The sequence below is a fragment of the Vogesella facilis genome (genome assembly GCF_042648525.1).
GTDB classification, from domain to species: Bacteria; Pseudomonadota; Gammaproteobacteria; order Burkholderiales; family Chromobacteriaceae; genus Vogesella; species Vogesella facilis.
Genome location: NZ_JBHRXN010000006.1, coordinates 78,216 through 95,724, shown reverse-complemented (window position 1 = coordinate 95,724; position 17,509 = coordinate 78,216). Strand labels below are relative to the sequence as shown.

The window sequence follows — 17,509 nt, the reverse complement described above, 5'->3', positions numbered from 1 at the left end:
GCGGGCCGGCCTGCGGCCAACCCGGTATCAGATTCGGTTAAAAGCTGCTGCCCGGCTGCTGCAGGAAGGCGGTTTCCTCCGCCGTGCTGGCACGCCCCAACGCCGCATTGCGGTGTGGAAAGCGGCCGAAGCGGACGATGATGTCGCGGTGGCGGCCGGCGTAGTCCACCACCCCGGCGTAACCGGGGCTGTCCGCCGGCAGCGCGGCGAAGCGACGCAGACACTCGTCCTGGTCGGCCAGCTGCTCGCTGTGCTCCAGCGGCAGGTAGCAGAACCAGCGCGCCACCGGCGGCAGCTGCTGGTCCAGCGCTGCGGCCAACATGCGGTGTGCCACCTGCTGCGCCAGCGCGTCGCTGGCAAAGGCGCGCGCCTCGCCGCGGAACAGGTTGCGCGGGAACTGGTCGGCGACCAGCAGCCAGGCCAGCGCCAGGCGGGCATCGTCCAGCACCGGCGGCAGCGTGCCGGCCTGCAGCGCCGTCACCAGCGGCAGGAAGCGCTCGCGGATGACGCCATCGAACACCGCATCCTTCTTGAACCAGGCGTCGCGCGGGATGGCCAGCATCTCGTCACTGTCGCCACCGAACCAGAACTGCAGGACTTCCTCGTGCCACAACATGCGTGCCTCGCTTTCCTGCGGCTAATGGGCGCCGCTTACAGTGCAAACAGCTCGCGCTGATGGCACACGGCAGTGCCGAGTTTGGCCACCACGATACCGGCGGCGGCATTGGCCAGGCGCATCGCCAGCGGCATGTCCAGCCCGGCGGCCAGCATCAGGCCGAGGGTGCCGATCACGGTATCGCCGGCACCGGACACGTCGTACACCTCTTTCGCCAGCGTCGGTTCGTGTACTGCGCCGTCGGCGCGGAACAGCGTCATGCCTTCTTCGCTACGCGTCACCAGCAGGGCGTCCAGCTGCAGCTCGCTGCGCAGCGCCTCGGCCTTGGCGCCGAGCTGTTCGTCGCTCTGCCAGCTGCCGGCCACCTGGCGGAATTCGCTACGGTTCGGCGTTAGCAGCGTGGCGCCGGCGTACTTGCTGTAGTCGTCGCCCTTGGGGTCGATCAGTACCGGCTTGCCGGCGGCACGCGCCAGTTCGATCATGCGCGCCACGTGGGTGAGGCCGCCCTTGCCGTAGTCGGACAGGATCACCACGTCGTGCGCGGCAACGATGGCGGCGTAGTCGTCCAGCTTGTCGGCCAGGATCTCGTGGCTGGGCGCGTCCTCGAAATCGAGGCGGATCAGCTGCTGCTGACGCGCCACCACGCGCAGTTTCACGGTAGTGGAAATCTCTGCGTCGCGCTTGAGCGAGGCCTGGATGCCGTCGGCGGCCAGCAGCCGTTCCAGCGCGGTGGCGGCTTCGTCGTCGCCGACCACCGACAGGATGGTGGCCTGGCCACCCAGCCCGGCGATGTTGCGCGCCACGTTGGCCGCACCGCCGGCGCGTTCTTCCATGCGGTTGATGCGCGCCACCGGCACCGGCGCCTCCGGCGAGATACGGCTGACATCGCCGAACCAGTAGCGGTCCAGCATCACGTCGCCCACCACCAGCACGCGGCTGGCGGCCAGTTTGTCACGCAGGGTTTCGGGCATCAGGCCCAGTTGCTGCAACAGGCTCATGTTTGTCCTCCGCCGGTTCAGGCCCGGCCTTGCTGCCAGGCACGGATATCGGCGTTGATGCCGGTCAGCACCGCCAGCGGGTCCACCGCCTTGGTGATCGGGCGGCCGATCACCAGGTAGTCGGCGCCGCCCTGCAGCGCGGCCACCGGCGTCATCACCCGGCGCTGGTCGTCGGCGACACTGTCGGCCAGGCGGATGCCCGGCGTCACCAGCTTGAAGTCCTGGCCGAGCTCGGCCTTCAACAGCGGCGCTTCCTGCGCCGAGCACACCACGCCGTCAAAACCGCTGTCGCGGGTCAGCCGCGCCAGGCGCAGCACCTGCTCCTGCGGCGGCACGCTGATGCCGATTTCGGCCAGGTCGGCGGCTTCCATGCTGGTGAGCACGGTGACGGCGATCAGCAGCGGACGCTGGCTGTAGTTGGCCAGCGCCTCGGCGGCGGCCGTCATCATGCGGCGGCCGCCGGAGGCATGCACGTTGACCATCCACACGCCGATGTCGGCCGCCATCTTGCAGGCATGCGCCACGGTGTTGGGAATGTCGTGGAATTTCAGGTCCAGGAACACCTGGAAGCCGCGTGCGGCCAACTGTTCCACCAGCTGCGGGCCGGCGGCGGTAAACAGCTCCTTGCCCACTTTCAGGCGGCACTGGCTCGGGTCGAGACGGGCGGCAAAGGCCAGCGCGGCATCGGCAGTGGAGAAGTCCAGTGCCACCAGCACCGGCGAGGCCACGTTGGCCGCGGCATTATCAAGGATCAGTGGATTCATGCTTGGTCGTGTCGGTGAATTCAATTGGTTTCCGAGCGGTTGGGCGTGAAGCTTTCCCACTCGCCGCAGGCCGGGCAGTGCCAGAAGAACGCCCGCGAGCGGAAATTGCAGCGCTTGCAGCGGTGCACGGTCAGTTTCTGCGCGTGCTTCATCACCAGCGCGCGCGCCACTTCGGCGTCCATGCGCCCTTCCGGGCTCAGCTCGTCCATCTGCGCTTCGATCAGGCGATACACGCCCAGCAGGTTCGGCCGCGCGTGCACCGCCTCGCGCACCGCCTCCAGCGCCTTGGCCTCGCCTTCGTAGGTGGCCACTTTCTGGTACAGCAGATCGGTCAGCTCCAGCTGCGAGAAGGTGCGCTGGTAGCCGCGCAGCAGGGCGATGCCTTCCTGCGACTTGCCCAGCGCCTCGTGCGCGTCGAACAGGCGCTCGGCCACCATCGCCAGGTATTCGTAGTTCTGTTTCTCGATCGCCTGCCAGGCGGTGATCGCCGCTTCCAGATGGCCGGCGGCCACTTCGATGTCGCCCAGCAGGATGCTGGCGCGCACGCACTTGCGGTTGGCCGCAAACGCCTCGGCCACGTAGTGACGGGCCTTGTCGTAATCGGACTGGTACAGCGCGGCCTGCGCCAGTTCGCAGAAGAACTGCGCTACTTCGTGCTGGAAGGAATGCGCATCGCTGCGCAGCTCGCGCGCGGTGGCAATCGCTTTCTCCCAGTCGCGGTCCTGCTGGTAGATGCTCAGCAGCTGCTCGCGCGCCGACTTGCCCATGTGGTGGCTTTTCAGCAGCGTCAACAGCAGCTCTTCGGCCCGGTCCACCAGGCCCGCCTTGTGGAAGTCCTGCGACAGCTCGAAGCGCACCTGCGCCTTCTGCTCGGCGGTCAGGTCCGGCAGCTCCAGCAGTTTCTGGTGCAGGCGGATGGCGTGATCGTTCTCGCCGCGACGGCGGTACAGTTTGCCCAGGCTCAGTTGCACGTCCAGCGCATCAGGATGCGCGCGCGCCACTTCCGCCAGCGAGCGCGACGCCGCATCGGTGCGGTCGTCCACCAGCGCATCCAGCCCCTTGTAAAACGCAGCCGGCACTTCCTTGGCCTGCTTCAATACGGCGCGCATGTCCACGCGCGCGGCCAGCCAGCCCAGGCCAAAGAAAGCCGGGAACAGCAACAGCCACCACAGATCTAGATCCAACATTCAACCTCGGATAGGGAAAACCGCCGGCTCAGTCGGCCAGGGCATCGCTCGGATCGGCCACCACCTTGCTGGCGGCCTGACGGGAACGCAGCTCTTTCTTGAGCTGCGACAGCTCGCGACGAACGCGCAGGGAATAGGCAAACGTGGCCAGCAGGCCAATGACGGCGCCGGCGACAAAGAAAATCAGCAGCAGCAGGATCAGCGGCACCTGCCAGCTATGGCCGAAAAACAGCTTGAACTCGACCACGGTGCTGTTCTGCACGGTGACCGCAACCAGCAACACGAGCAGCAGCAGCTCAAACAAGCGGAACAGGTAACGCATGGGACTCTCACTTGGTTCGCAACCCACAGGTTGCCGATGACATCACGCCAGCGACAAAACGACCAGCGTCGCAAGTTTAAACGAAAGCGCGATGCGTCCCAAGCGCGCATGGCATAAAAAAACGCTGCGACCGGTGGTCGCAGCGTTTTGCTAGACAGACAACAAGCAACTTATTGGTCAGCGCCGTCCTCGAGATCGACTCGCTCGCGCAATTCCTTGCCTGCCTTGAAGTGAGGCACGTATTTCTCTGGAACGACAACGCTGCTGCCAGACTTGGGGTTGCGGCCAACCCGCGGCGGACGGTAGTTCAGATCGAAACTGCCGAAGCCGCGAATCTCGATTCGCTGCCCTTTTGCCAGGCTGCCGGCCATCGCATCCAGAATGGTTTTGACGGCCAGCTCAGCATCTTTGGCGACCAACTGAGGATAACGCTCGGCAAGCCTCGCAATAAGCTCAGATTTGGTCATGTCCATAAATTACTCGTTGCCGCCGGACAGTTTGGCTTTCAGCAGCGCGCCCAGGCTGGTGGTACCAGCAGACACGTTGGCATCGGAGGATACGGCTGCCATGGCAGCTTTCTCTTCCTGCATGTCCTTGGCCTTGATGGACAGGCTGATGGAGCGGGACTTGCGGTCAACAGCGATGATCACGGTTTCAACTTCGTCACCCTCTTTAACGTGGGTGCGGATGTCTTCAACGCGGTCGCGGGACACTTCGGAAGCGCGCAGGTAGCCTTCAACGTCGGCTTCCAGCTGGATCACGGCGCCCTTGGCATCAGCAGACTTAACCACGCCCTTCACCAGGGAACCCTTGTCGTTCATGGCAACGAAGTTGTTGAACGGATCGCCTTCCATCTGCTTGATGCCCAGGGAGATGCGCTCTTTTTCCACGTCGATGGACAGAACCAGCGCTTCAACCTCGTCACCCTTCTTGAACTTGCGCACGGCTTCTTCGCCAGCTTCGGTCCAGGACAGGTCGGACAGGTGAACCAGACCGTCGATGCCGCCCGGCAGGCCAACGAACACGCCGAAGTCGGTGATGGACTTGATCGCGCCCTTCAGCTTGTCGCCCTTCTTGAAGTTGTCGGCGAATTCGTTCCACGGATTGGCCTGGCACTGTTTCATGCCCAGGCTGATACGACGACGCTCTTCGTCGATTTCCAGGATCATCACTTCCACTTCGTCGCCAACCTGAACTACCTTGGACGGGTGTACGTTCTTGTTGGTCCAGTCCATTTCGGACACGTGTACCAGACCTTCGATGCCCTGCTCGATTTCCACGAACGCACCGTAGTCGGTCAGGTTGGTCACCTTGCCGAACAGGCGGGTGCCGGACGGGTAACGACGGGACAGGCCCACCCACGGATCTTCGCCCAGTTGCTTCAGACCCAGCGATACGCGGTTCTTCTCTTGGTCGAACTTCAGTACCTTGGCTTCTACTTCGTCGCCAACGGCCAGAACTTCGGACGGGTGCTTCACACGACGCCATGCCAGGTCGGTGATGTGCAGCAGGCCGTCGATACCACCCAGGTCAACGAACGCACCGTAGTCGGTGATGTTCTTGACGATACCCTTGATCACTGCGCCCTCTTTCAGGGTTTCCAGCAGTGCCTTGCGCTCTTCGCCCAGGGTCTCTTCCAGCACGGCGCGGCGGGAAACAACTACGTTGTTACGCTTGCGATCCAGCTTGATAACCTTGAACTCGACTTCCTTGCCTTCGTACGGAGTGGTGTCTTTCACCGGACGCACGTCAACCAGGGAACCCGGCAGGAAGGCGCGGATGCCGTTAACCATAACGGTCAGACCACCCTTAACCTTGCCGCTGATAACGCCGGACAGAATCTTGCCAGCTTCCAGCGCTTCTTCCAGGTCAACCCAGGCAGCCAGACGCTTGGCTTTTTCACGGGACAGCTTGGTTTCGCCGAAACCGTTTTCCAGGGAGTCAATCGCCACGGTCACGAAGTCGCCGATTTTCACTTCCAGCTGACCGTTGTCGCTCTTGAATTCTTCAACCGGGATCAGGGATTCGGACTTCAGACCGGCGTTAACGGTCACGAAGTTGGAATCAACGCCAACCACTTCAGCGGTGATCACTTCACCAGCGCGCATTTCCTGCAGGGAGAGGCTTTCCTCAAACAGCGCGGCAAAGCTTTCCATTTCGAAGGTAGTCATTCGTATACTCACATAAGCGTGCCTTGCGTCACACGGGTCAAGTTGAAATACGCAGCCAGCGCAAGGAGTTACAAGCTGCGTTTACAAAAAATTAATGGCCGGGCCACGGCATTGCGGTCATCGCCTGCGGCCTGAAAACATCAGACGGCGGCGAACCACGCCAGCACCTGATCGACCGCCTGGTCGATAGTCAGGGCCGAGGTGTCCAGCAAGCGGGCATCCGGCTCTTGTCGCAGCGGGGCAACCGGGCGCGCTGCGTCACGCGCGTCACGCTCGGAAATATCCAGCTGAATCCGATCGAGATTAGCAGATTCTCCCTTAGCGATCAACTGCTTATAGCGGCGTTCGGCACGCACCCCGGCGCTGGCGGTCAGAAAAACCTTCAGATCGGCACGCGGAAACACCACCGACCCCATGTCGCGGCCGTCGGCCACCAGGCCCGGCGGGGTCAGGAAGGTGCGCTGGCGCTCCATGAGCGCGGCGCGCACTTCCGGCAGCGCCGCCACTTTGGAGGCGCCCATGCCGATATCTTCGGCGCGGATCGCCGCGCTGACATCGTTGCCATCCAGCCACACCTTGCCGTCGCGGAACGCCGCCGGCAACTGTGCGGCCAACCTGGCCACGCCGTGGGCGTCTTCCCAGCTCACCCCTTCACGCAGCGCGTACAGCGCGGTGAGGCGGTACAGCGCGCCGGAATCCAGATAATGGAAGCCCAGCTTGTCTGCCACCAGCGCGGCCACGGTGCCCTTGCCGGAGGCGGACGGGCCGTCGATGGTGATTACGGGTTTCAACGTAGGCATGTCACATCGCCTTGAATCAAAACCGGCAATTGTAACGCAGCTCGCCACCCGGCAGCAGGTTTGCGTCGCAGTGCACAAAACCGGTACAGTCGCTGCACGAGATCACCCCCGTGCGGCGCCCTGCCGCCCGCCAAAAAGACAAGACCATGGAACAACTCACGCTGCACCCGATTCCCCGCCTGGCCGGCACGGTAAAACTGCCCGGCTCGAAGAGCATCTCCAACCGCACCCTGCTGCTGGCCGCGCTGGCCGACGGCCCTACCCTGGTGCGCGATCTGCTGGACTCCGATGACATCCGCCGCATGCTGGAAGCATTGGCCACGCTGGGCGTGAAAGTGGAACAGCAGGGCGACAGCCGCGACTTCCTGGTGCACGGCACCGGCGGTGCCTTTGCGGTGAAGGATGCCGACCTGTTCCTAGGCAATGCCGGCACCGCCTTCCGCCCGCTCACCGCCGCACTGGCGCTGATGCAGGGCAACTACCACCTGCATGGCGTGCCGCGCATGCACGAGCGCCCGATCGGCGACCTGGTGGACGCGCTACGCGTGGCCGGCGCCGACATCCGCTACCTGGGCAACGACGGCTACCCGCCGCTGCAGATCCACCCGGCCGGCATCAGCGCCGGCAAGGTGATTCCGGTGAAGGGCAATGTCTCCAGCCAGTTCCTCACCGCGCTGCTGATGGCACTGCCGCTGACCGGCGACAGCGTCACCATCGAGGTGGTGGGCGAGCTGATTTCCAAGCCGTATATCGAGATCACCCTCAACCTGATGGCGCGCTTCGGCGTCAGCGTGCAGCGCGACGGCTGGCAGCGCTTTACCATCGCCGCCGGCCAGCGCTACCGTGCGCCGGGTGAAATCCACGTCGAGGGCGATGCCTCCAGCGCTTCCTACTTCCTGGCGGCCGGCGCGCTGGCCGGCGGCCCGGTACGGGTGGAAGGGGTTGGCCGCAGCAGCATCCAGGGCGATGTGAAATTCGCCGACGCGCTGGCACTGATGGGCGCCGAGATCAGCATCGGCGACAACTGGATCGAGGCACGCGCGCCGCAAGGCGGCCTCAAGGCCATCGACGTGGACCTGAACCACATCCCGGATGCGGCAATGACCATCGCGGTGGCCGCGCTGGCCGCCAACGGCACCACCACCATCCGCAATGTGGAAAGCTGGCGGGTGAAGGAAACCGACCGCCTGGCGGCCATGGCCACCGAGCTGCGCAAGGTCGGCGCCAGCGTTGTGGAGACGCAGGACAGCATCAGCATCACCCCGCCGGCCACGCTGACCGCCAATGCCGAGATCGACACCTACGACGACCACCGCATGGCGATGTGCTTCTCGCTGGTGGCGCTGCTGGGTACGCCGGTGATCATCAACGACCCGAAATGTGTGGCCAAGACCTTCCCAGATTACTTCGAGGTGCTGGGCAAGCTGGCGGCGAACTGACCCCCCCCTTCCCCACCATCAAGGCCGCTGCATGCAGCGGCCTTTTGCACGCCCTCGGCTTGCCAAAGCAGCCCACAAAACACAAAATATTGCGCCGACAACTCACGAGAAACACAAGATGAGTAACCCGTTCAGCCTGCGCCGCGACTTCATGCAACGCTTCGACATGAACCTCCCCGCCCAGCCGCAATATCACGCCGAGGCGCTGACCATGTGGCAGAACATGCTGCAGGAGGAGTGGCAGGAATTCATGACCGCACTGCAGGACTACCAGCGCATCCAGCAGGCAGATGCTGCCGGGCAGACCCGGCTGCGTGCCGAACTGGCGGCCGAGGGCGTGGACGTGCTGAATGTGTTGATCGGCCTGCTGCTGTCGCAGGGGCTGCCGCTGGAAGACATGTTCGCCGCCATTCATGCGGCCAACCTGGCCAAGTGCGTGGACGGCAAGGTGGTGCGCCGAGAAGACGGCAAGATACTGAAACCGGCCGGCTGGCAGCCGGCGGATAAAGAGGGCGTGATTCGCGCCAGCGGCGGCTAACTGCCGCCAGCAGCACCCCTGATCCAGGGTTGCATCGCCTTGCCGTAGCAGCTGAACTGTCTGCGTCAGTGCGCCCTGGCTCAGGCTCTTGGCGAGGCCTTGTTGCCGGCACTAGCCTCGCGCAATACCAGCAAGCAGCTGCCTTAGCGTTTTGCGGCCAACTTGTGCAGCAGCTTGTCCAGCTGCGCGGCGAAGTTGGCGCGGTCGCGCTGGCTGAATGCCGCCGGACCGCCGGTCTGCACCCCGCTGTCGCGCAGCTCGGTCATGAAGTTGCGCAGCGCCAGCGCTTCGCGGATGGTGGCATCGCTGTACAGCTCGCCGCGCGGGTTCAGCGCCAGCGCGCCCTTGGCCACCACCTGTGCCGCCAGTGGAATGTCCGCCGTCACCACGATGTCGCCCGGCTGCGCCTGCTGCGCGATGTGGTTGTCGGCCACGTCGAAACCGGCCGGCACCTGCAACGCGCGGATATGCGGCGACGGCGGCACCCGCAGCAGCTGGTTGGCCACCAGCACGGTGGCCACGCCGGTGCGCTCGGCGGCACGGAACAGGATGTCCTTGATCACGCCGGGACAGGCATCGGCATCCACCCAGATGGTCATGCGTTACCCCGGTTGAATTTCTGCTGCCAGCTCTGGCGGGCGGCGCGGGCGCGCTCGAAGCGCTGCATCATCGCCTCGGCATCGCCGGCTTTCAGCTCGGCGCGCAGCGCGTCCAGCGTCTGCTGGAAAGTATCCAGCTCCACCAGCAGCGCATCGCGGTTGGCCAGGGCGATGTCGCGCCACATTTCCGGGTGGCTGCCGGCAATGCGGGTGAAGTCGCGAAAACCGGTGGCGGCGAAATCGAAACAGCGCTCGGCATCGGCCTTGCCGACAATGGCGTCCACATAGGCGAAGGCCAGCAGGTGCGGCAGGTGGCTGACGGTGGCGAACACCGCATCATGCTCGCCGGCACTCATCTGGTAGACGCGGGCGCCGCAGGCCTGCCACAGCTCGCGCACCAGTTCGGCGGCGGCGGGGTCGGTTTCCGGCAGCGGCGTCACCACGATGCGGCGGTTGTCGTACAGGCCGTACTGCGCGGCAGCGGCGCCGGACAGGTCGGAGCCGGCAATCGGGTGCGCCGGCACGCAATGCGCCAGCTGGCCAGGCAGGTGCTGGCGCATCAGCGCCACCACGTCGCTCTTGGTGCTGCCGCCGTCGGTGAGCACGCAATGGGCAGGCAAGTGCGGCGCGATCTCGGCGAACACGCGCCCCATCTGCCCTACCGGGGTGGCCACCAGCACCAGGTCGGCGCGGGCCACCGCCGTTACCGCGTCGTGGCTGGCTTCGTCGATGACGCCCAGCTCCACCGCCCGCTGCAGGTTGGCCGCAGAACGCCCGACGCCAATCACCCGCGTCACCTTGCCGGCGCGCTTCAGCGCCAGGGCAAACGAACCGCCGATCAGGCCGACGCCGATCACTACCAGGGTCAAGCCGCCCTCACCCACCTGCATACCGCATCCCGTGCCGTTGAATCAGAAGCGGCTATCATAACCGTATTTTGCCAATACCAGCGGAGCAGCCATGGCCCTGTCGCTGTACATCTATTACCGGGTTGACGGCAATTTCCTGCCAGCACAACAGCAAGCAAATGCGCTACTGGCAGAAATTCAGCAAAAAACCGGAATAGCGGGAAGATTGTTGCGACGTCGTGATGACGCGCAAACCTGGATGGAAATCTACGAGCCGATCGGCGACGCCGCTGCCTTCGGCGCCGCGCTGCAGGCCGCCGTCGCCCGCCAGCCCCTGCTGGCGGCGCTGCAGCGGCATGAGGAGTGGTTCCAGCCGCTGGATACCTAGTCCGCTAACGCTTGTTGCAGCCGCCGCGTCAGCGGCCACGCCTGCCACTGCCGCTGCTCCAGCTGGCGCAGCGGCCAGATGCCGGCCAGGCTGTTGCAGATGAAGGCTTCGTCCGCCGCCAGCACCTCGTCCGACAGCAGCCGTGCTTCGCGCACGGCGATGCCAAGGTTGGCCGCAAGCTGCAGCACGCAGGCGCGCATGGCACCGCTGACACCGCAGCGGTCCAGCGGCGGGGTAAGCAGTTCGCCCCTGCGCACGATGAACAGATTGCTCATGGTGCCTTCCACCACCGTGCCATCCATGTCCAGCATCAGCCCTTCGGCAATGGCGGCATCCTGCCACTCGCTGCGCGCAAACACGTTTTCCAGCCGGTTCAGGTGCTTGATGCCGGCCAGCAGCGGCTGGATCGCCAGCCGCGTGGCACACCAGCGCACCACCACGCCCTGCTCCGCGCGCTCGGCCGGATAGCCTGCCCAGGCGGTGGCGCTGACGATGCGCGTCGGCGTGACGTCTGCCGGCATGGCGTAGCCGCGCTGGCCGCTGCCGCGGGTCAGCACGATCTTCACCACCGCGCGCGGCAACTCGCCGGCCACGCGCGCGATCTCGTCCAGCAACAAGGCTTCGTCCGGGCAAGGCAGCCGCAGGCTGGCGCAGTCTGCGGCCAACCTTTGCCATTGCCAGTGCCACAGCAGCGGCTGGCCATGGCGCGCCTGCAGCGTGCGATACAGGCCATCGCCGTAGGCGAGGCCGCGATCGCTGGCGGCGATGCTGTCGCCCGGCTGGCCGTTGATCAGCATCAGGCCTGCTCCACGCCCAGTGCGCGCAGCAGGCCGCGTGCCTTGTGGCGGGTTTCCTGCAGCTCGCGCTCGGGGTCGGAGTCGGCGACGATGCCGCCGCCGGCGCGGAAGCGCAGCTGCTGGCCCTGCTGCATGAAGGTGCGGATCAGGATGTTCACATCCAGCGTGCCGTCGCGGTTGAGGTAGCCGAGGCTGCCGGTGTAGGCGCGGCGCGCGCTGTTTTCCAGCTCGCGGATGATCTGCATGGTGCGCACCTTGGGGCAGCCGGTGATGGTGCCGCCGGGAAACAGTGCGCGGAACACGTCCACGGTGTCCACCCCGGCGCGGATGCGGCCGCGGACATTGGATTCGATGTGATGCACGTAGGCGTAGCTGGCCACTGCCATCAGCTCGTTCACCTCCACCGTGCCCGGCTGGCAGATGCGGCCCAGGTCGTTGCGCTCCAGGTCGATCAGCATCACGTGCTCGGCCCGCTCCTTGATGCTGCTGATCAGCCGCTGCTTCAGCGCGGCATCCTCGGCGGCATCCGGCGAGCGCGGGTGGGTGCCGGCGATCGGGCGGGTATCCGCCCAACCGTCGTGCACGCGCACCAGCCGCTCCGGCGAGGAGCTGACGATGTGCGCGTCGCCGAAATCCGCCAGCGCGGAGAACGGCGCCGGATTGGCGCGGCGCAGCGCGGCGAACAGGTCCACCGGGCGCACTTCCTCGCCCAGCGTGGCGCGCCAGCCGCGCGAGATGTTGACCTGGAACACGTCGCCTTCGTAGATGTAGTCCTTCAGCTTCACCACCGCGTCGGTGTACCAGTGCGGCGGATCTTCCTCCAGCGCCTGCAGCTGCACCGGGTTGGCCGCAAACGCCGGCACGCCGGTCAGCGCCGCCTTCAGTTCGTCCAGCTGCACGGCGCTTTCCGCCATCAGCCAGCTCTGCTTGCCGGCGCGGTCGTGGATCACGGCAGCCGGGATACGCGTCAAGGCCGCCAACGGGAAGCTATCGCTGATCGCCGCCGGCACGCTGGGTTCGAACTCGGACAGCAGGTCGTAGCCCAGGTACACAAACCAGCCACCGGTGAACGGCAGGCCGTGCGGATTGGCCACCGCCAGCGGCGCCGGCAGCGCGCGCACGTCGGCCAAAAACGCCGCGCCCTCGCCTTCGCGGTATACGCGGCGGCGCTGCGGCAGCGCCATCAGGATGTCCCAGCCGATGTCGCCGGAGGACTGCAGCAGGTAGGGAAAGCGCGCCCGGTCGGCAGCATGCAGTGCCAGCAGGTCGGGCGTGTGGTTCAGCAGTTCGAAATGCATGGATTCGGCTCCAACGCGCACCACGTTGGCCGCAAAAGAAAAAGACCGCGCGAGTTTATCGCAGCGGTCTTGGCTGTCAATGTCGCCTGAGCGACCGGACATGGCTTATACGCGCTTGAACACCAGGGTACCGTTGGTACCGCCGAAGCCGAACGAGTTGGAGATCGCCACATCGATCTGCATGTCGCGCGCGGTGTTGGCCACGTAGTCCAGATCGCAACCGGCGTCGAAGTCCTGCTCGTGCAGGTTGATGGTCGGCGGCGCCACCTGGTTGTGCACGGCCAGGATGGAGTAGATGGCTTCCACGCCACCGGCGGCGCCCAGCAGGTGGCCGGTCATCGACTTGGTGGAGTTCACCGCCAGCTTCTTGGCGTGCTCGCCAAACGCCAGTTTCAGCGCATTGGTTTCGTTGGCATCGCCCAACGGGGTGGAGGTGCCGTGCGCGTTGACGTACTGCACCTGGTCGGCGTTGATGCCGGCATCGCGCAGCGCGTTGCTGACGCCGCGGGCCGGGCCTTCGGCGCTCGGTGCCGTGATGTGGTAGGCATCGGAACTCATGCCGAAGCCGATCAGCTCGGCGTAGATCTTGGCGCCGCGCTTCACCGCGTGTTCGTACTCTTCCAGCACGATCACACCGGCACCTTCGCCCATCACGAAGCCGTCACGGCCCTTGTCCCACGGACGCGAGGCGGTGGCCGGGTCGTCATTGCGGGTGGACAGCGCCTTCATGGCGGCAAAACCGCCCACTGCCAGCTTGGTGACCGCGCCTTCGGCGCCACCGGCCACCATGATGTCGGCGTCGCCGTACTTGATCAGGCGCGCGGCATCGCCGATGCAGTGTGCACCGGTGGTGCAGGCGGACACGATGCCGTAGCTCGGCCCCTGGAAGCCCTTGAGGATGGACACGTGACCGGCGATCAGGTTGATCAGCGAGCCCGGAATGAAGAACGGGCCGATCTTGCGCACACCGCCCTGTTGCAGCGCCACGCCGGTTTCCTCGATCAGCGGCAGGCCGCCGATACCGGAACCGATGTTGACGCCAACGCGGGTCTTGTCCAGACCGGGGATGTCATCCAGGCCGGCATCGGCCACGGCTTGCAGCGCAGCGGCAATGCCGTAATGGATGAAGGCATCCATGCGGCGGGCATCTTTTGCCGGAATGTACTGGGTGATGTCGAAATCTTTGACTTCACCGGCGATCTGGCAAGCCACATCGCTGGCGTCAAAACGGGTAATGGCAGTGATGCCACTCTTGCCGGCAAGGAGATTGGCCCAGCCGCTGGCGACATCGTTACCGACCGGGGACACATGTCCAAGGCCGGTCACTACTACTCTGCGTGTAGACACAGGGTATCTCCGTGAAATGTGGGAGCCTGGCTCCCGTTAGTCCCGACGCGGGACGCAATGCCTTGCAGCATTGAATCAAACACGCGTTTCAGAACTACTACAGCAAAAAACCTCTGCAGGCGCGTGTAGCCACACCGGCAGAGGTCCTGGTAAATCCAAGAAGGAATTACTTGTTCAGGTGAGCGGTAACGTAGTCTACGGCTTGCTGAACGGTGGTGATCTTCTCGGCTTCTTCATCCGGAATTTCGCACTCGAACTCTTCTTCCAGCGCCATAACCAGCTCAACGGTGTCCAGGGAGTCAGCGCCCAGATCGTCAACGAAGGAAGAATCGATCTTCACTTCGGCTTCATTCACGCCCAGTTGCTCGGCAACGATCTTCTTTACGCGCGCTTCGATGTTTTCCATTTGTTTAAACCCTATACCTTTCTGTGCTCGGGATAACAAAACCCCGCCATTCTACAAAAAAAAACCAGAGTAGCCTACCTAGAACAGCTTTCATCGCGGAAATGATGTCAGCCAGGTGACTGTTTGTTGCAACCTGTTTACCGCCAACGCCTTACGGCATCAGCATGCCACCGTTGACATGCAGGGTCTGGCCGGTGATGTAGGCCGCCTTGTCGGACGCCAGGAACAGCACCGCGTCGGCGATGTCCTGTGCGTCGCCCAGACGACCCAAAGCGATCTGGCTCACCAGCATCTCGCGCTGCGCTTCCGGCAGCGCGCGGGTCATGTCGGTGTCGATGAAGCCCGGCGCCACACAGTTGACGGTGATGCCGCGGCTGCCCACTTCGCGCGCCATCGACTTGGTGAAGCCGATGATGCCGGCCTTGGCGGCCGCGTAGTTGGTCTGGCCGGCGTTGCCCATCACCCCGACCACCGAGGCGATGTTGATGATGCGGCCAACCCGGGCCTTCATCATGCTGCGCAGCACGGCCTTGGAGGCCTTGAATACCGACTTCAGATTGGTATCCATGATGGCATCCCAGTCTTCGTCCTTCATGCGCATCAGCAGGCCGTCGCGGGTGATGCCGGCGTTGTTGACCAGAATCGCCACGTCGCCGTGTTCCTTGCCGATGGTGTCGATCAGCGCGTCGATGGCGCCCTCTTCACCCACGTTCAGCACCAGGCCGACACCGCCCCACTGCGCCAGGCGCTCGCCGATGGCGGCGGCGCCGCTGACGGAAGTGGCGGTGCCGATCACCTTGGCGCCGGCGGCGGCCAGAGTATCGGCAATGGCGGCACCGATGCCGCGCGATGCGCCGGTCACCAGTGCGACTTTACCTTGCAAGCTCATGTTTCTCTCCTACGTTGGCCGCAGGCGGCCAACCTGTGTTCGTTACGCCAGCTCGGCGCGGGCCGCTTCCAGCTTGGCGGCATCGGTCAGCGCGTGGCAGTTGACGTTGCCGTCGATACGCTTGGCGAGGCCGGCCAGCACCTTGCCCGGACCGCATTCGGCCATCAGCACGATGCCATCGGCGGCCAGCTGCTGGATGGTTTCGGTCCAGCGCACCGGGCGATACAGCTGACGGGTCAGCGCGTCGCGGATCTGGTCGGCATCGCTGTAGGCGGCCACGTCGGCGTTGTGCAGCACCGGCATCTGCGGCGCCTTGATCTCCACTGCGGCCAACGCTACGGCCAGACGCTCGGCGGCCGGCTTCATCAGCGTGCAGTGCGACGGCACCGACACCGGCAGCGGCAGCGCGCGCTTGGCACCCTTGGCCTTGCACAGCTCCATGGCACGCTCCACGGCGGCCTTGGCGCCGGCGATCACCACCTGGCCCGGCGAGTTGAAGTTCACCGGCTCCACCACTTCGCCCTGTGCCGCTTCGGCGCAGGCGGCGCGGATATCGTCGTCGGACAGGTTGAGAATGGCGGCCATGGCGCCCTCGCCTGCCGGTACCGCTTCCTGCATCGCTTGTGCGCGCAGGCGCACCAGCTTCACTGCATCGGCGAACTCCAGCGCGCCGGCAGCGACCAGCGCCGAGTATTCACCCAGGCTGTGGCCGGCCACCGCGGCCGGCACCGTGCCGCCCTGCGCCAGCCAGGCGCGGTAGGTAGCGACACCGGCAGCCAGCATCAGCGGCTGGGTGTTGACGGTGGCGTTGATCGCGTCGGCGGATTCGGCCTGCAGCATCGCCCACAGGTCTTCGCCCAGCGCGGCGGAAGCTTCGTCGAAAGTCTGTTTTACTACCGGCAGGTCGGCAAAGCCGTCCATCATCTTCAGGCTCTGCGAGCCCTGGCCGGGGAAAAGAAAGGCAAACGCCATGGCGGGTCTCCTTTTTGAAACGGGGTGAATGATGACGACTTGCCGGCATTAATGCAAAAAAACGATCAAACAATCGTATGAATCGAAGTTTGCCGCAGTTGGCCGACAATCACCGTCAATTAGACGGAAAACGGGCGCGACATTGCCGCGCCCGTTGGTTGCATCAGAAGCGCAGCAGCAGCGCGCCCCAGGCGAAACCGCCGCCGATGCCTTCCAGCATCACGGTCTGGCCACGCTGGATCTGGCCGCTCTTCACTGCGTGGTCGAACGCCAGAGGAATGGATGCCGCCGAGGTGTTGCCCTGCTCCGGCAGGGTAACGATCACCTTGTCCATCGACAGGCCCAGGTGCTTGGCGGTGGATTCGATAATGCGCAGGTTGGCCTGGTGCGGCACCAGCCAGTCCACGTCGGCCTGCGTCACACCGGCTTCGGCCAGGGTCTTCTCGGCGATATCGGACAGCGCCTTCACCGCGAACTTGAATACTGCCGGGCCATCCATGTACAGGAACGGTGTGCCATCCACCCCGCCGCTGGCGATCTGTGCCTCGGTCTTGAGGATGTCGCGGTAGCGGCCGTCTGCGGCCAACTTGGCATGCAGGATGCCCGGCTCGTCGGACGGGCCTACCACCACGGCGCCGGCGCCATCGCCGAACAGCACGCAGGTGCGGCGGTCTTCCCAGTCCAGCAGCCGACTCATCACTTCGGCGCCCACCACCAGCACGTTCTTGGCCATGCCGCTCTTGATGTAGCCGTTGGCGGTGGCCAGCGCGTAGACGAAGCCGGCGCACACCGCCTGCACGTCGAAGGCCGGCACGCCCGGGATGCCCAGCTTTTCCTGCAGGATGCTGGCTGTGCTGGGGAACACCATGTCGGGGGTGGTGGTAGCGACGATAATCAGGTCGATATCGGCGGCGGTCAGACCGGCGCTTTGCAGCGCCTGCAGCGACGCCTGGTAGGCCAGGTCGCTGGTTTTCTGATCGTCGGCGGCGATGCGGCGCTCGCGGATGCCGGTGCGGGTGACAATCCACTCGTCACTGGTTTCCACGCGCTCGGCCAGCATGGCATTGGTCAGGACGGTTTCCGGCAGGTAGCTGCCGGTACCGAGAATGCGGGAATAGGTCATGAGCTAA

At 64.9% G+C, this 17,509-nt stretch carries 20 protein-coding genes; 3 read left to right on the top strand and 17 right to left on the bottom strand.

The window, feature by feature from the left end; genetic code table 11:
• Positions 1 to 37: 37 nt before the first annotated feature.
• The 8 genes from ACFOLG_RS02550 to cmk all read right to left on the bottom strand — a co-directional run bounded on the left by ACFOLG_RS02550 (position 38) and on the right by cmk (position 6,858).
• The gene (locus ACFOLG_RS02550) at positions 38 to 616 is read right to left on the bottom strand and encodes a DUF924 family protein (RefSeq protein WP_386088043.1); all 579 of its coding nucleotides are present in this window, start codon (positions 614 to 616) and stop codon (positions 38 to 40) included.
• A gap of 35 nt (positions 617 to 651) precedes the next feature.
• Positions 652 to 1,614, bottom strand: a complete 963-nt coding sequence (gene rfaE1, locus ACFOLG_RS02545) for a D-glycero-beta-D-manno-heptose-7-phosphate kinase (RefSeq protein ID WP_386088041.1) — start codon at positions 1,612 to 1,614, stop codon at positions 652 to 654.
• A gap of 17 nt (positions 1,615 to 1,631) precedes the next feature.
• Complete coding sequence (gene pyrF / locus ACFOLG_RS02540; RefSeq protein WP_386088039.1) at positions 1,632 to 2,378, bottom strand: orotidine-5'-phosphate decarboxylase; 747 nt, start codon at positions 2,376 to 2,378, stop codon at positions 1,632 to 1,634.
• Between the two features lie 20 nt (positions 2,379 to 2,398).
• A complete protein-coding gene (lapB, locus tag ACFOLG_RS02535; protein WP_386088104.1) occupies positions 2,399 to 3,562 on the bottom strand; it encodes a lipopolysaccharide assembly protein LapB in 1,164 nt (387 codons plus the stop codon).
• 31 nt (positions 3,563 to 3,593) lie between these two features.
• Positions 3,594 to 3,887 carry a lipopolysaccharide assembly protein LapA domain-containing protein gene (locus tag ACFOLG_RS02530; protein ID WP_386088037.1) on the bottom strand — a complete coding sequence of 98 codons (294 nt, stop codon included), beginning with the start codon at positions 3,885 to 3,887 and terminating at the stop codon, positions 3,594 to 3,596.
• A 170-nt stretch (positions 3,888 to 4,057) separates the two neighbouring features.
• On the bottom strand, positions 4,058 to 4,354 hold the full coding sequence (locus ACFOLG_RS02525) for an integration host factor subunit beta (RefSeq protein WP_174874999.1): 297 nt from the start codon (positions 4,352 to 4,354) through the stop codon (positions 4,058 to 4,060).
• Positions 4,355 to 4,363: 9 nt separating this feature from the next.
• Entirely contained in the window at positions 4,364 to 6,043 is a 1,680-nt protein-coding gene (gene rpsA / locus ACFOLG_RS02520) for a 30S ribosomal protein S1 (protein ID WP_386088101.1), read from the bottom strand.
• Between the two features lie 155 nt (positions 6,044 to 6,198).
• Positions 6,199 to 6,858, bottom strand: a complete 660-nt coding sequence (gene cmk, locus ACFOLG_RS02515) for a (d)CMP kinase (protein ID WP_386088035.1) — start codon at positions 6,856 to 6,858, stop codon at positions 6,199 to 6,201.
• A 146-nt stretch (positions 6,859 to 7,004) separates the two neighbouring features.
• On the opposite strand from cmk, the gene aroA reads away from it, so the two are divergent.
• The gene (aroA, locus tag ACFOLG_RS02510) at positions 7,005 to 8,297 is read left to right on the top strand and encodes a 3-phosphoshikimate 1-carboxyvinyltransferase (RefSeq protein WP_386088033.1); all 1,293 of its coding nucleotides are present in this window, start codon (positions 7,005 to 7,007) and stop codon (positions 8,295 to 8,297) included.
• Between the two features lie 118 nt (positions 8,298 to 8,415).
• Positions 8,416 to 8,835, top strand: a complete 420-nt coding sequence (locus tag ACFOLG_RS02505) for a pyrophosphohydrolase domain-containing protein (protein WP_386088031.1) — start codon at positions 8,416 to 8,418, stop codon at positions 8,833 to 8,835.
• A gap of 143 nt (positions 8,836 to 8,978) precedes the next feature.
• Here ACFOLG_RS02505 and ACFOLG_RS02500 read toward each other — a convergent pair whose 3' ends face one another.
• Both ACFOLG_RS02500 and ACFOLG_RS02495 read right to left on the bottom strand, forming a co-directional pair.
• Complete coding sequence (locus ACFOLG_RS02500) at positions 8,979 to 9,434, bottom strand: YaiI/YqxD family protein (RefSeq protein ID WP_088966823.1); 456 nt, start codon at positions 9,432 to 9,434, stop codon at positions 8,979 to 8,981.
• Positions 9,431 to 10,324: a prephenate dehydrogenase gene (locus ACFOLG_RS02495; RefSeq protein ID WP_386088029.1), complete on the bottom strand. Its 894-nt coding sequence runs from the start codon at positions 10,322 to 10,324 to the stop codon at positions 9,431 to 9,433. The genes ACFOLG_RS02500 and ACFOLG_RS02495 overlap by 4 nt, the downstream gene beginning before the upstream one ends.
• Positions 10,325 to 10,394: 70 nt before the next feature.
• Between ACFOLG_RS02495 and ACFOLG_RS02490 the strand changes: the two genes are divergently transcribed.
• Entirely contained in the window at positions 10,395 to 10,670 is a 276-nt protein-coding gene (locus tag ACFOLG_RS02490) for a DUF4936 family protein (protein ID WP_386088027.1), read from the top strand.
• On the opposite strand, the gene pabC is transcribed toward ACFOLG_RS02490, so the two are convergent.
• From pabC to ACFOLG_RS02455, 7 genes are all read right to left on the bottom strand, one after another.
• Positions 10,667 to 11,467, bottom strand: coding sequence for an aminodeoxychorismate lyase (pabC, locus tag ACFOLG_RS02485; protein WP_386088025.1), 801 nt, complete (start codon positions 11,465 to 11,467; stop codon positions 10,667 to 10,669). The two genes, ACFOLG_RS02490 and pabC, sit on opposite strands and share 4 nt — an antisense overlap.
• Positions 11,467 to 12,765 carry an aminodeoxychorismate synthase component I gene (locus tag ACFOLG_RS02480; RefSeq protein ID WP_386088023.1) on the bottom strand — a complete coding sequence of 433 codons (1,299 nt, stop codon included), beginning with the start codon at positions 12,763 to 12,765 and terminating at the stop codon, positions 11,467 to 11,469. The genes pabC and ACFOLG_RS02480 overlap by 1 nt, the downstream gene beginning before the upstream one ends.
• Before the next feature lie 105 nt (positions 12,766 to 12,870).
• Positions 12,871 to 14,112, bottom strand: a complete 1,242-nt coding sequence (fabF, locus tag ACFOLG_RS02475) for a beta-ketoacyl-ACP synthase II (RefSeq protein WP_386088022.1) — start codon at positions 14,110 to 14,112, stop codon at positions 12,871 to 12,873.
• Between the two features lie 166 nt (positions 14,113 to 14,278).
• The gene (acpP, locus tag ACFOLG_RS02470) at positions 14,279 to 14,518 is read right to left on the bottom strand and encodes an acyl carrier protein (RefSeq protein ID WP_047965576.1); all 240 of its coding nucleotides are present in this window, start codon (positions 14,516 to 14,518) and stop codon (positions 14,279 to 14,281) included.
• A gap of 151 nt (positions 14,519 to 14,669) precedes the next feature.
• A complete protein-coding gene (gene fabG, locus ACFOLG_RS02465) occupies positions 14,670 to 15,407 on the bottom strand; it encodes a 3-oxoacyl-ACP reductase FabG (protein ID WP_386088019.1) in 738 nt (245 codons plus the stop codon).
• A gap of 42 nt (positions 15,408 to 15,449) precedes the next feature.
• Positions 15,450 to 16,379 carry an ACP S-malonyltransferase gene (fabD, locus tag ACFOLG_RS02460; protein ID WP_386088017.1) on the bottom strand — a complete coding sequence of 310 codons (930 nt, stop codon included), beginning with the start codon at positions 16,377 to 16,379 and terminating at the stop codon, positions 15,450 to 15,452.
• 163 nt (positions 16,380 to 16,542) lie between these two features.
• Positions 16,543 to 17,502, bottom strand: a complete 960-nt coding sequence (locus ACFOLG_RS02455) for a beta-ketoacyl-ACP synthase III (RefSeq protein WP_386088015.1) — start codon at positions 17,500 to 17,502, stop codon at positions 16,543 to 16,545.
• Between the last annotated feature and the right edge of the window lie 7 nt (positions 17,503 to 17,509).